Origin of the sequence: Nocardioides baculatus (assembly GCF_016735675.1) — a bacterium.
GTDB lineage: Bacteria > Actinomycetota > Actinomycetes > Propionibacteriales > Nocardioidaceae > Nocardioides > Nocardioides baculatus.
The window spans coordinates 74,055-87,142 of record NZ_JAERSG010000001.1 but is presented as its reverse complement, the minus strand read 5'-3'; the positions used below and the strand labels follow the sequence as shown (position 1 = coordinate 87,142).

At 71.8% G+C, this 13,088-nt stretch carries 13 protein-coding genes and 1 tRNA gene; 8 read left to right on the top strand and 6 right to left on the bottom strand.

The window, feature by feature from the left end:
• Positions 1–22: 22 nt before the first annotated feature.
• Complete coding sequence (locus JI751_RS00400; RefSeq protein WP_201932117.1) at positions 23–1,000, top strand: sulfate/molybdate ABC transporter ATP-binding protein; 978 nt, start codon at positions 23–25, stop codon at positions 998–1,000.
• Between the two features lie 58 nt (positions 1,001–1,058).
• Complete coding sequence (locus JI751_RS00395) at positions 1,059–1,712, top strand: cobalamin B12-binding domain-containing protein (protein WP_201932116.1); 654 nt, start codon at positions 1,059–1,061, stop codon at positions 1,710–1,712.
• Positions 1,713–1,922: 210 nt separating this feature from the next.
• Here the strand turns inward: JI751_RS00395 and JI751_RS00390 are convergent, their stop codons facing one another.
• Positions 1,923–2,414 (bottom strand): YajQ family cyclic di-GMP-binding protein, encoded by a 492-nt coding sequence (locus JI751_RS00390; RefSeq protein WP_201932115.1) that lies wholly within the window; start codon positions 2,412–2,414, stop codon positions 1,923–1,925.
• A gap of 94 nt (positions 2,415–2,508) precedes the next feature.
• Between JI751_RS00390 and JI751_RS00385 the strand changes: the two genes are divergently transcribed.
• The 4 genes from JI751_RS00385 to JI751_RS00370 all read left to right on the top strand — a co-directional run bounded on the left by JI751_RS00385 (position 2,509) and on the right by JI751_RS00370 (position 6,205).
• A tRNA-Tyr gene (locus JI751_RS00385) sits at positions 2,509–2,590 on the top strand.
• A 99-nt stretch (positions 2,591–2,689) separates the two neighbouring features.
• Complete coding sequence (locus JI751_RS00380; protein ID WP_201932114.1) at positions 2,690–3,922, top strand: AGE family epimerase/isomerase; 1,233 nt, start codon at positions 2,690–2,692, stop codon at positions 3,920–3,922.
• 7 nt (positions 3,923–3,929) lie between these two features.
• Positions 3,930–4,859 (top strand): carbohydrate kinase family protein, encoded by a 930-nt coding sequence (locus tag JI751_RS00375; protein ID WP_201932113.1) that lies wholly within the window; start codon positions 3,930–3,932, stop codon positions 4,857–4,859.
• Entirely contained in the window at positions 4,856–6,205 is a 1,350-nt protein-coding gene (locus JI751_RS00370) for an MFS transporter (protein ID WP_307813626.1), read from the top strand. Before JI751_RS00375 ends, JI751_RS00370 begins: the two co-directional genes overlap by 4 nt.
• A gap of 106 nt (positions 6,206–6,311) precedes the next feature.
• On the opposite strand, the gene JI751_RS00365 is transcribed toward JI751_RS00370, so the two are convergent.
• The 5 genes from JI751_RS00365 to JI751_RS00345 all read right to left on the bottom strand — a co-directional run bounded on the left by JI751_RS00365 (position 6,312) and on the right by JI751_RS00345 (position 10,335).
• Positions 6,312–6,515, bottom strand: a complete 204-nt coding sequence (locus JI751_RS00365; protein WP_201932112.1) for an RNA polymerase subunit sigma-70 — start codon at positions 6,513–6,515, stop codon at positions 6,312–6,314.
• Positions 6,516–6,648: 133 nt separating this feature from the next.
• Positions 6,649–7,329, bottom strand: a complete 681-nt coding sequence (locus JI751_RS00360) for a histidine phosphatase family protein (protein WP_201932110.1) — start codon at positions 7,327–7,329, stop codon at positions 6,649–6,651.
• An 11-nt stretch (positions 7,330–7,340) separates the two neighbouring features.
• A complete protein-coding gene (locus JI751_RS00355) occupies positions 7,341–8,249 on the bottom strand; it encodes a phosphodiesterase (protein WP_201932109.1) in 909 nt (302 codons plus the stop codon).
• Between the two features lie 32 nt (positions 8,250–8,281).
• Positions 8,282–9,502, bottom strand: coding sequence for a fumarylacetoacetase (gene fahA / locus JI751_RS00350; RefSeq protein ID WP_201932108.1), 1,221 nt, complete (start codon positions 9,500–9,502; stop codon positions 8,282–8,284).
• The gene (locus tag JI751_RS00345; protein ID WP_201932107.1) at positions 9,499–10,335 is read right to left on the bottom strand and encodes a hypothetical protein; all 837 of its coding nucleotides are present in this window, start codon (positions 10,333–10,335) and stop codon (positions 9,499–9,501) included. The genes fahA and JI751_RS00345 overlap by 4 nt, the downstream gene beginning before the upstream one ends.
• 64 nt (positions 10,336–10,399) lie before the next feature.
• On the opposite strand from JI751_RS00345, the gene JI751_RS00340 reads away from it, so the two are divergent.
• Both JI751_RS00340 and JI751_RS00335 read left to right on the top strand, forming a co-directional pair.
• The gene (locus JI751_RS00340; protein WP_201932106.1) at positions 10,400–11,635 is read left to right on the top strand and encodes a homogentisate 1,2-dioxygenase; all 1,236 of its coding nucleotides are present in this window, start codon (positions 10,400–10,402) and stop codon (positions 11,633–11,635) included.
• A 47-nt stretch (positions 11,636–11,682) separates the two neighbouring features.
• Positions 11,683–12,915 carry a multidrug effflux MFS transporter gene (locus tag JI751_RS00335; RefSeq protein WP_201932104.1) on the top strand — a complete coding sequence of 411 codons (1,233 nt, stop codon included), beginning with the start codon at positions 11,683–11,685 and terminating at the stop codon, positions 12,913–12,915.
• The last annotated feature ends 173 nt before the right edge of the window (positions 12,916–13,088 follow it).

Genomic DNA, 13,088 nt, shown 5'->3' with positions numbered 1-13,088 from the left:
CACTCCCGAAAGGTCATCCCCCATGAGCATCGAAGTACGCGGGCTGAACAAGAAGTTCGGCGACTTCGTCGCGCTGGACGACGTCGACGTCACCATCCCGACCGGTCAGCTGACGGCACTCCTCGGTCCGAGCGGCGGCGGCAAGTCCACCCTGCTGCGCATCATCGCCGGTCTCGAGAAGGGCGACAGCGGCTCGGTCAACATCGAGGGCACCGAGGCCACGCACCTGCCCCCGCAGAAGCGCAACGTGGGCTTCGTCTTCCAGCACTACGCGGTCTTCAAGCACATGACCGTCGCGAAGAACGTCGCCTTCGGCCTCGAGATCCGCAAGCGGCCCAAGGACGAGATCGAGCACCGCGTGCAGGAGCTGCTCAAGCTCGTCCACCTCTCGCAGTTCTCCCACCGCCTGCCGTCCCAGCTCTCGGGCGGCCAGCGCCAGCGCATGGCCCTGGCCCGCGCGCTCGCGGTCGAGCCGACCGTGCTGCTGCTCGACGAGCCGTTCGGCGCGCTCGACGCCAAGGTCCGCAAGGAGCTGCGTGACTGGCTCCGGCGCCTGCACGACGACGTGCACGTCACCACTGTCTTCGTGACGCACGACCAGGAGGAGGCCATGGAGGTCGCCGACGAGATCGTCGTCATCAACGAGGGCCGCGTCGAGCAGGTCGGCACTCCCGACCAGCTCTACGACGAGCCGGCCAACGACTTCGTGATGTCCTTCCTCGGCGAGGTGACGCACCTCGGTGGTGTCTCGCTGCGCCCGCACGACGTCGAGGTGGAGTCCTCTCCCCACCACGCCGGGAGCATCGAGGGCACCGTCTCGCGACTCGTCCGGATCGGCTTCGAGGTGCGGCTCACCGTCCTCACCGTCGACGGCGAGGAGGTCTCCGTCGTGCTGACCCGCACGCACGCGCGCGCGCTCGGCCTGGAGGAGGGGAGCACCGTGTTCCTCACCCCTGCGGCGGGGGCCACGGTCATCCCGCGCATGGCCGTCGCCGGGTGAGCGCGCCTCACCCCGAGAAACGTGGTCGCGGCCGGTTGCCACGGTCTAGCGTTCGCTCGTGACCATCACCACGACCACTGGCGAGCTCTGGGCCGCGGTCGAGACGTTCGACGCCGAGACGGCCGAGATCGCTCTCGCCCGGCTCTTCTGGGACGTGCCCCTGTCGGGCGCCGTCACCGGGGTCGTGCTGCCCTTCCTGCGGGAGGTCGGTGACCGCTGGGAGGCCGGCACGCTGTCGGTCGCGCACGAGCACTTCGTCAGCGACATGCTGCGCCGCAAGCTCACGGCACTGTCGTCGGTGCCGCCGCAGGCGGTCCTCCAGGACGCGTCCGCGCCCTCCCCGGTCGTGCTGCTCGCCTGCCCGCCGGGGGAGCGCCACGACCTGGTGCTGCTCTGCGTGGCGCTGATGCTGCGCGAGCGCGGCGTACGCCCCCGCTTCCTCGGCGCCGACACCCCGATCCCGGCCGTGGTGACCGCCGCCCACGCCGCCGGCGCCGACGCCGTCGTGCTGGCCGCGACGCGCACCACGGCCTTCACCGCGCACTCCACCTCGCTGCGCAAGCTCGCGGAGGACCGACCGCTCTACCTCGCCGGTCGCGGCGCGGACGCGCAGACGGTCGCCGAGGTCGGTGCGACCGCGCTCCCGGACGACCCGGTACGCGCCGTCGTCTTCCTCGTCGGCGCGCTCAACGAGCTCAGCGGTAGCTGGTGAGGCGCGGGCGAGCCGTCGCTCGTTCCACCCGGACCCCACCCCTGCGGTAGCGGACGAGACAGAACCGCCCACGGACTTGGGGTCCGTGGGCGGTTCCGTAGTTGGCCGCGGTGTCCCCCAACACCGTGGGCCCCCACACCTGTGAGACGGCGCTGCGTGGCGAACGTGACGCGAATCGTCGTGTCACTTCACGGCGGGCGACCTGCCCTGTCAGCGGTAGTTGGTGAACTGCACCGCGAAGTCGTAGTCCTGCGACTTCACGAGCTGCTGCACGGCCTGGAGGTCGTCACGCTTCTTCGACGAGACCCGGAGCTCGTCGCCCTGCACCTGCGCCTTGACGCCCTTGGGGCCCTCGTCGCGGATCAGCTTGGAGATCTTCTTGGCGTCCTCGGAGGTGATGCCCTCCTTGAGCGCGATGTCGATCTTGGAGACCTGGCCCGACTGGCGCGGCTCGGAGGAGTCGAGGATCTTCAGGCTCTGGTTGCGCTTGATGAGCTTGTCCTGGAAGACGCTGAGCACCGCGTTGGCGCGGTCGTCGGCCGAGGCGGTGATCTCGATCGCCTGCTCGCCCTTCCACTCGATGCTCGCGCCGGTGCCCTTGAAGTCGAAGCGGGTGGCGATCTCGCGCGCGGCCTGGCTCAGGGCGTTGTCGACCTCCTGGCGGTCCAGCTTGCTCACGATGTCGAAGCTCGAGTCGGCCATGGTGGTGCCTCCTTCATGATGGTTCGGCAGGGGTGCCGGGGGTGCCCGGCGATTCGTAGCGGGGTCCGTGGGTTGCTATTGTTCCGCACGCCCCGGCAGGTTGCCCGAGCGGCCAAAGGGAGCTGACTGTAAATCAGCCGGCAACGCCTACAGAGGTTCGAATCCTCTACCTGCCACTGGACGGATCCTCGCTCCAGTCGCCAGACCCCCGCACGTGTGCGGGGGTCTCGTGCGTTCTGGGGCCCACTGGTTGACGGCGCTGCTTGACTGCCCCAGTGAGCAATCCCGTTCCGCCCACCGATGACTGGCTCGACGACGAGTGCCGCCGACTCCTGGGCTTCGGCCGCGACATCGGGCACCCGGTCGGCGGTGCCGCCTGGCTCGACGACGTCGGGCGGCCCGACCTGTCCCGCCCGGTGCACACCTGGATCACCAGCCGCACGGTCCACGTGTACGCGCTGGGCCACCTGCTCGGCGTCGAGGGGTGTACGTCGATCGCGACCGCCGCGCTCGACGGCCTCCGCACGACGCTGCACGACGACGAGGACGGAGGTTGGTTCACCGCCGTCGACGCCGACGGGGCGCCGACCGGCACCGCCAAGTCCTGCTACGACCACGCCTTCGTGATGCTCGCCGCCTCCTCGGCCGTGGTCGCCGGCCTTCCCGGCGGCGACTCCCTCCTGGCCGAGGCGACCGACGTGTTCGAGCGGCACTTCTGGGAAGAGCCGGTCGGCCGGGTCGTCGACGAGTGGGACCGGGCCTGGGCCACGCCGACGCCCTACCGCGGCCTCAACTCCTCGATGCACTCCGTCGAGGCGATGCTCGCCGTCGGCGACGTGACCGGCGAGCGTGTCTGGCACGAGCGCGCCGGGCGGATCGCGTCGTACGTCGTCGGGCTCGCGTCGTCCCACGACGGCCGGCTGCCCGAGCACTTCGGCCCCGACTGGTCCGTCGACCTCGAGCTCAACCGCGACCGGCCGGACGACCCGTTCAAGCCGTTCGGCGCGACCATCGGCCACGGGCTCGAGTGGGCCCGGCTGCTCCTCCACGTCGAGGCGACGCTGGGCGACGCCGCCCCGCGCGGCCTCCTCGACGCGGCGCGGCTGCTCCTCGACCGGGCGGTGGCCGACGGCTGGGACGTCGACGGCGCGCCCGGCTTCGTCTACACGACCGACTGGGACGGCACCCCGGTCGTGCGCAACCGGATGCACTGGGTCGCCGCGGAGGGCATCGCCGCTGCCGCGGCGCTCCACCGGCGTACGGGTGAGGAGGCGTACGCCGACCGCTGCGCGCAGTGGTGGGCGTACGTCGTCGAGCACCTGCGCGACGTCGAGCGCGGGTCGTGGCACCACGAGCTCGACCCGGACAACCGCCCGCAGTCGTCGGTGTGGCCGGGCAAGCCAGACCTCTACCACGCTGTGCAGGCCACCCTGCTGCCGCGACTCCCGCTGAGCCCGAGTCTCGCGAGTGCACTCGCCCTGTCGGACGGGGTGCCGCCACCGGCATGATGGGGCCATGACGGACGCACAGCCGCGGGTCCTGGTCATCGGCGAGGCGCTCGTCGACGTCGTGCCCGGCAACGACGGCCAGCCGCAGGACTTCCCGGGCGGGAGCCCCGCCAACGTCGCCATCGCCCTGTCACGGCTGGGCCGTGACGTCCGGCTGGTGACGCTGCTCGGTGACGACGACCGCGGTGCTGCGGTCCGCTCGTGGCTGGAGGCGAGCGACGTGACCGTGCTCGCCCGGACGACCGCCAGTGGTCGCACCTCGAGCGCCGCCGTCACCCTCGACGAGAGCGGTGCCGCGTCCTACGTCTTCGACCTCGACTGGCGCCTCGACGAGGTGGCCGAGAGCGGCGACGTGCTCCACGTCGGGTCGATCGCGACCGTGCTCGAGCCGGGTGCCGACGCCGTCCTCGAGGCGGTCCGCGCCCACCGTGGTCGGGCACTCGTCTCGCTCGACCCCAACGCCCGACCGGCGATCACCCCCGACCGTGCCGACCCGGTCCGCCGGGTCGAGGAGCTGGTGACCCTCTCCGACGTGGTCAAGGTCAGCGACGAGGACCTCCACTGGCTGCACCCCGACGACGACCCGGTCGCCACCGCGGCCCGCTGGGCGGGGGTCGGACCCGGGCTGGTCGTCGTCACGCGCGGCGGCGACGGCGCGGTCGCCGTACGCCATGACGGGACCGTGATGGAGGTGCCGGGCGTGCCGGTCGAGGTGGCCGACACCGTGGGCGCCGGTGACACGTTCAGCGGCGTGCTCCTCGACGCGCTGCTCGGGATCGGGGTCCGGGGCGCCGACGACCTGCGCGCGCTGTCGGACCGCGACCTGCTCGGTGCCGTGTCCACGGCCGCGATCGGCGCCGCCATCAACGTCTCCCGGCCGGGCGCGAACCCGCCGTCGCGGGCCGAGCTCGACGCCGCGCTCGGGACGGGGGAGTGACCCCACCGAGACAGGAGCAGGTCCACGACATCGGGAAGAGGCGAGCCTGGGTCATCTGGGGCGTCTCGATCGCGGTCTACGTCCTGGCGGTCTTCCACCGCAGCTCGCTCGGCGTCGCCGGTCTGGTCGCAGCCGATCGCTTCGACATCAGCGCGACCAGCCTGGCGACGTTCACGGTGCTCCAGCTCGTCGTGTACGCCGGCATGCAGGTGCCGGTCGGCGTGCTGCTCGACCGCTTCGGCTCGCGCGCGATGCTGATCTGGGGGCTGTCGCTGATGACGGTCGGCCAGCTCGGCTTCGCCTTCTCCGAGTCGTTCGTCGCGGCGGTCGCGGCCCGCGCGGTGCTGGGTGCCGGGGACGCGATGATCTTCGTCAGCGTGATCCGGATCGTCACGGTGTGGTTCCTCGTGCGCCAGGCGCCGATGGTCACCCAGGTCACCGGGCTCACCGGCCAGCTCGGCGCGATCGCGGCGGCCGGCCCCCTGTCGTACCTCCTCCACGCCCTCGGCTGGACGCGTGCCTTCGCGCTGACCTCCAGCGTCGGCGTCGTCCTGCTCGTCGCGGTCGTCGCGCTGGTCAAGGACTCGCCCTACCGGAGCAGCGACGTCGTCGCGATCAAGCTCCGCGCGCTCGCGCAGTCGGTGCGCACGGTCTGGGGGAACCCGGGCACGCGGCTGGGGATGTGGTCGCACTTCGTGTCGCAGTTCTCCGCGACGGTCTTCGCGCTGCTGTGGGGCTACCCGTTCCTCGTGCAGGGCCTCGGCTGGTCGGCGAGCGGCGCCAGCACGCTGCTGATGGCGATGACGGCGTGGGCGGTGGTGAGCGGGCTGGTGCTCGCCCGGCTGGTGGCGCGGCTGCCCTACTACCGCTCGTTCATCGTCATCTCGGTGGTCGCCGGGATGGTCGTGCCGTGGACGGCGGTCCTGCTGTGGCCGGGGGCCGCGCCGGCGTGGCTCGTGGTGCTGATGGCCTTCGCCACCGCCAGCGGCGGACCCGCGGCGATGGTCGGCTTCGACCTCGCGCGCTCCTTCACCCCGGCCCACGCGATCGGCCGGGCCAACGGCCTGGTCAACGTCGGCGGCTTCACCGCGTCGCTGCTCGTGATGGGCCTGATCGGGGTGGTGCTCGACCTGTCCGCCTCGGGCGGGATGGAGTCGTACTCCCTCGGGGACTTCAAGCTCGCGATGGCGGTGCAGTACGCCTTCTGGGCCCTCGGCGTCGTCCAGGTCCTCCGCTACCGCCGCCGCGGGCTCGCCCACCTGGCCCGCGTCCACCCCGGCTCGGTCGAGCAGATGCGCGCGGGGCAGCCCTTCGTGCACCCAGGGATCGGCACCGAGGGCGTCTGACCTCGTCAGCGATCCCCGGTCAGCCGGGGATCGCTGAACATGTCGGCCCTTGCAACGCCTGACAAGTTCAGGAAGAGCCGGTCAGCCGGGGATCGCGACAGGTCGCTCAGCCGACCTTGCGGTACTTCCGGTGCATGGTCTGCCGGGTGACCCCGAGGAGGGTGCCGATCTCGGCCCAGCTGAGGCCGGAGTGCCGTGCTCGACGTACGGCGACCTCCTCGCGCCGCGCGAGGCCCCGCTTGGCCTCGCGGACCGCGGCCAGCTCGTCGTACACGCTGCCGCCGTCGTCGGCGTCCAGGGAGGTCTTCATGGTGTCAGCATATGCTGACGTTCCAAGGCCTGGTGGTCGGACTTTGCACCCCAGATGCCTGCTTGGAGGTCGAGATCCGTACCTATATGCGGGCAAGTCCCCGGATATCCGGGGACTTGCGGGGCGACGCCCCTCAGCCGAGCTCGCCGTCGTCGTCGGGGTCGAGGTCCCCGGTCGGGTCTTCCGCGGTCGGGTCCTCCAGGTAGTCCCCACCCACCGGGTGGCCCTGCCACGAGACCATCCGCCAACCGGACTGGACGTCGCCCTCGAGCACGATGAGGGCGGTGTTGTGGAGCGGGTCGGTCGGCGGGGGCGCGTCGGGGTGAGGCTCCATCCGGGTCGAGATCCACGTGCGGAGGGCAGCGCCGTGGCTGACGATCAGGGCGGCGGAGTGGCCGGCCTCGACGATCGTCCGGACGGCCGCGTCGAAGCGGGCGAGGAACTCCTCGCCGGTCTCGCTCCCGGGCATCCGGCGGGTGAGGTCGCCCTCGAGCCAGGCAGCGACCGAGCCGATGTAGTTGGCGACCGAGTCGTGGTCGGCGCGCATCTCGTAGTCGCCCGCCTGGATCTCCTCGAGCCCGTCGAGCTGGGTCAGCGAGAGGCCGCGGGCCTCGGCGGTGGGGGCGGCGGTCTGGTGCGTACGCACGCGGCTGGAGACGTAGACCGCGTCGAGCGTCTCGTCGGCGAGCGCCTTGGCCGCCGCGACCGCCTGGGCGCGGCCGAGGTCGGTCAGGTCGAGGCCGGGGTGTGCGGTGTCGAGCTCGCCGGAGACGTTGGCGTGCGTCTGGCCGTGCCGCATGAGCAGGAGTCGCAAGGGAGTGGGTCCTAGTTGTTGAAGGGGGATTTCTTCGACGAGGCCAGCTCGACGGCCTCCTCCAGCGAGACGCCCTCGAGCGCCTCCTCGATGTCCGTGCCGACGTGGCTGACCTCGGTGCCGCACTCGAGCGGGACGAGCGTGTGCACGAGCCGGTCGTCGTAGGTGTGGACCATCGTGAAGGACTGGGCGGCGTCGACGCCGGAGACGAAGCGGTCGACCGGGGCCGGGTCGCTGGTGTAGCAGCTCGCCGACGCCACGGAGACCGGTACGCCGGCGAAGGTCGACCACGTCGACAGGTGGAGGTGGCCGGCCAGGACGCCGCGCACGTCGGTCCCGGCGATGACGTCGGCCAGCGACTGCTGGTCGTGCAGCTCGATCAGCTCGGCCGCACGCAGCATCGGGATCGGCAGCGGCGGGTGGTGCATCGCGAGGAGGGTGCCGTGCTCGGCCGGCGTCGCCAGGACGTCGGCCAGCCACGCCAGCTGCTCGGGCCGCAGCTCGCCGTGGTGGTAGCCGGGCACGCTGGTGTCGAGCGCGACGATCCGCAGCCCGTCGACCTCGTGCACGCGGTCCTGGAAGCCCGCGTCGGCGGAGTCGTAGAGCTCGCGCGCGAACGGGCCCCGCTCGTCGTGGTTGCCCATCGTCCACACCACGATCGCGCCCATCTCGGCGGCGGCCGGCTCGACGATCGAGCGCAGCGTCTCGTAGGCGTCCGGCGCACCCTGGTCGGCGAGGTCGCCGGTGAAGACGAGGGCCTGCGGCGCGGGGCGTACGGCGGCGAGCCGCTCGACCGCGCGGCGCAGGTTGGCGACGTTGTCGACGACGCCGTAGTGCAGGCCGCCCCCGGTGATCAGGTGCGGGTCGGACAGGTGGGCGACGACGTGCCGCGGGGCGGCGTACTGGCCGAGCTGTTTCACGGCGCCAAGACTAGGTTGCGACGAGAAGTGGACTAGCGCGCCGGCAGGATGCGACCCGCCACCTCGCCGAGGGTGATGCGGCCGCCGCCGGTGCTGGGCGCGGAGTAGCGCAGCACGACCTCGTCGCCGTCCTCCAGGAACGTCCGCTCGCGGCCGCCCGCGGTGAACGGCTCCTTGCCGCCCCAGCTCAGCTCGAGCAGCGAACCCCGCTGGTCCTGCTCCGTGCCCGAGATGGTGCCCGAGCCCCACAGGTCGCCGGTCCGCACGCTCGCGCCGTTGACCGTGGTGTGGGCCAGCATCTGGGCGGGCGACCAGTACATGGTGCGGTAGGGCGGGCGCGCGACGACCTCACCGTCGAGGACCACCTCGACCTCGATGTCGAGGCCCGCCGGTCCGTCCACCCGGAGGTAGTCGAGCACCTCGGGGTCGTCCTGGCCCGGGAGGTCGGTCCAGGCCGCGCCGAGCGCGGCGAGCGGCGTGACCCACGCGCTGATGGACGTGGCGAACGACTTGCCGAGGAACGGGCCCAGCGGGACGTACTCCCAGGCCTGGATGTCGCGGGCCGACCAGTCGTTGAGGCCGACGACGCCGAAGGTGTGGCGCGCGAAGTCGGCCGTGCCGATGCGGTCGCCCATCGCCGAGGGCACCCCGACCACGAAGCCGAGCTCGGCCTCGATGTCGAGCCGCTGCGACGGCCCGTAGGTGGGCGCCTCGTCGGTCGGCGCCTTGCGCTGCCCACTGGGGCGTACGACGTCCGTGCCCGACACCACGACCGTGCCCGAGCGGCCGTGGTAGCCGACGGGGAGGTGCTTCCAGTTGGGCAGCAGCGGTTCGGCGTCGGGCCGGAACATCCGGCCGACGTTGGAGGCGTGGTGCTCGGAGGCGTAGAAGTCGACGTAGTCGCCGACGGTGAACGGCATCAGCATCCGCACCGAGTCGACCGGCGACAGGGCGGGCTCGACCAGGTCGCGCTCGGTCTCGTCGGTCAGCAGGCCCGTGATCCACGCGCGGGTCGAGTCCCACACGGCCGGCCCCGCCGACATGAACGGGTTGAGCGTCGGCTGGTCGAAGAGCGCGTGCGTGTCGACCATGTCGGCAGCCGCCACGATGCTCAGGTCGAGCACGAAGTCGCCGATCCGTACGGCGACGCGCGGGTGCTCGCCGGAGCGGGCGAAGACGCCGTAGGGGAGGTGGTCGACGTCGAACCCGGAGCCGGCCGCGCCGTCGACCCAAGTGGTGATGGCGGTGGTCATGGTGCCTCTTTCGGGTCGGGGAGCAGGCCGAGGGAGATGAGGTCGTCGAGGGGCTCGGTCACCGAGCAGGAGCCGAATGAGGTGAACCAGCGTCGGGCCGAGGACAGGTCGACGGCGGCCAGGACGGTGCCGTCGCGCTGCTCGAGGGCGGTGGTCGCGTCGTCCACGGAGCCGCCGTCCCACAGCACCTGCGTCGCCACCATCACGTTGAGGAAGCCGTGCGCGCCGCCGCCCTCGGGCTCGTGGCGGACGGCGCGGTGCAGGCCGGCGGTCGCCTTGAAGCGGGTCTCGCGGTCGAGCGCCGCGTCGATCCAGGCCGCGACCGTCGGGGAGTGGGGGACCAGGTCGTGGTCGACGTGGCCGAGGCGCAGCTTGAGGCGGTGGCCGCAGTCGGCGACCACGTCGGCGGCCGCGAGCCACTGGGCGGTCGCCGGCCCGGGGATCTCGATGAAGACGGGTACGTCGACGTCGGCGGCGCGCGCGGCTGCGTCGATCCTGCGGACGTTGCCCACGGGGTCGTCGAGGTCGCGCACGGCGATCTCGAGACCGGCGACCTGGAGGCCGAGGCGAGCGGCCAGCGAGACGGGCCCGGCGAGCTGGCCGGCCCCGCCGGTGACGACGACCGACAGGGGTGCGCCGAAGCCGCGGACGAGCGGGAGGTCGGTGTCGCGGAGCACGAAGCTGCCGACGAGGTCGGCGTACCACTCCTCGCGTCGCGCACCATAGGTCGCGGTGGCCTCGTGGAGCGGCGCGTCGCCAGGCGGGAAGATCGCCGCGTCGTCGACCAGCGAGGTCCAGGCGGGCGGAAGGACGGGTGTCGGAGGGCGTGCCACGGCGCTACTCTAGCCATCGAATAGCGGACACAAGCGTCCGATGATCGGACGATTGGAGCGGACCATGGCCCACTACCGAGCAGTCGGACGGCTGCCCCGCCAGCGCCACACGCAGCTGCGCGACGACGACGGCCACCTGTTCCGCGAGGAGCTGATGGGCGAGGAGGGGTTCTCCTCCGACTCCTCGCTGCTCTACCGCCGCGGCGTCCCGAGCGCGATCACCGACAGCACCGTGTGGGAGCTCGCCGACCAGTCGCGCACGCCCAACCACCCGCTCAAGCCGCGCCACCTCAAGCTGCACGACCTCGAGACCGGGACGTGCCCGGTCGAAGGACGCCGACTGGTGCTCGGCAACAACGACGTCCGCATCGCGTACGTCGTCACCGGCACCGACGCCTCCCCGGTCTACCGCAACGCGATCGGCGACGAGTGCGTCTACGTCGAGTCCGGCACGGGCGTCGTCGAGACGGTCTTCGGCACCGTCGCCTACCGCCAGGGCGACTACGTGATCATCCCGCGGGCGACCGACCACCGCTGGGTGCCGGCCGAGCCGTCGCGGCTCTACGCGATCGAGGCCAACAGCCACATCCACCCGCCCAAGCGATACCTGTCGCGCTTCGGCCAGCTGCTCGAGCACGCGCCCTACTGCGAGCGCGACCTCCACGGGCCCGAGGGACTGGACGAGCTCGTCGAGTCGTGCCGCGACCTCACCGACGTCGAGGTGCTCGTGAAGCACCGGACCAGTGGCGGGATCGTCGGCACCCGGATGACGTACGCCACCCACCCGTTCGACGTGGTCGGCTGGGACGGCTGCCTCTATCCCTACACGTTCAACATCGAGGACTACATGCCGATCACCGGCAAGGTCCACCAGCCGCCGCCGGTGCACCAGGTCTTCGAGGGCTGGAACTTCGTGGTCTGCAACTTCCTGCCACGCAAGGTCGACTACCACGAGCTCGCGATCCCGGTGCCCTACTACCACTCCAACGTCGACTCCGACGAGGTCATGTTCTACGTCGGCGGGGACTACGAGGCGCGCAAGGGATCCGGGATCAACGTCGGCTCGATCAGCCTGCACCCGGGCGGCCACGCCCACGGCCCGCAGCCGAGCGCCATCGAGGCCTCGCTCGGTGCGGAGTACTTCGACGAGTCCGCGGTCATGGTCGACACGTTCGCCCCGCTCGAGCTGGGCGAGGGCGGCCTCGCGGCGGAGGACCCGGCCTACGCCTGGACCTGGGCCGGTCGCGGACCCGACGCCTCCGGTGGCGACGGCGGGCCCGCGGTCTTCAGCAACAGCTGAGGTTCCGGATGCGGTGATCCCCGGGACCGGGTGGTCTCATGGCCGGCGTGACACCGCCTCGGGAATCAGCGCCCGCGCTCGCGCCCCGGGTCGTGGCGCTGATCCCGCTCGTGCTGGCCCTGCTGTCGATGATCGGGCCGTTCAGCATCGACACGCCCTTCCCGGCCTTCGCCGAGATGGGCAAGGCGCTCGAGGTGTCGTCCACCGAGCTCCAGCTCGTCGTGACGGCGTACATGCTCGCCTTCGCGTCGATGAGCCTCTTCCACGGGCCGCTCTCCGACGCGATCGGCCGACGGCCCGTCATCCTCGGCTCGCTGGCGGTGTACGCCGCCGCGTCCGTGGCATGCGCCTTCGCGCCGTCGCTGGGGTGGCTCCTCGTGGGGCGCATCGCCCAGGGGCTGGCCGCCGGCGGGTCGACGATCGTCAGTCGGACCGTCATCCGGGACCTGTTCGACGGCCCGAGGGCACAGCGGATGATGAGCCAGGTCGCGGTCATCTTCGGGGTGGCCCCTGCAATCGCGCCGATCATCGGTGGGCTGCTGATCCAGGTCGGACCGTGGCAGACCGTCTTCTGGTTCATGGCCGTGCTGGCCCTGCTGCTCGCGGTCGTCTCGGCCGTGATGCTCCCCGAGAGCCACCCGCCCGAGCGCCGCGTGCCGCTGCGTGTCGGCGAGATCTTCCGCGGCCTCGCCGAGGTGCTGCGGGTGCCGGCCTTCCACCGGATGACCTGGGCGGCGACGCTGGTCTTCGGCGCGCAGTTCCTCTACATCGGCGGCGCCTCGATCTTCGTCGTGGACCTGCTCGGCGAGGGCGAGCTCGACTTCTGGAAGCTGTTCGTCCCGATGATCGGCGCGATGGTCGTCGGCTCCCTGGCAAGCGGCCGGTTCGGCCGGACCTTCACCAGCGCGCAGCTGATCACCCTCGGCTACGCCGTCAGCACGCTCGGCGCCGTCATCGGCGTCGTCGTCGCGCTCACGCCCGCCGGGTCGGTGCTGCCGTGGGCGGTGGTCGGGATCTCCTTCGTGGCGTTCGGCAACGGGCTGGCCTTCCCGAACATCCAGATGCTGATGCTCGACCTCCTCCCCGGGCGTCGTGGCGCGGTGATGTCGGCGTCGACCTTCGTGACGCTCGTGTTCAACGCGGTCAGCGCCGCCGTCGTCGCGCCGTACGCCGGTGGCTCCGTCCTCGGCTTCGCGGTCGCGGCCGCCGCGAGCGTCGTCCTCGGCTGGGGCTGCTGGCAGTGGCACCGCGTCGCGACCCGCCGCGCGGTCCCCGCCTGAATCCTCGTGGCGTCGTACGCCCTTCCAGGGTGGCGGCACACGACATGTCGTGGGCTCAGGGTGGCGGCACACGACACGCCGTAGGGCGATTCGCGTGTCGGATGCCGACACCCCAGGCCGGACGGGTGTGTCGGATGCCGCCACCCAGGCCCCACCCCGGATGTCGGATGCCG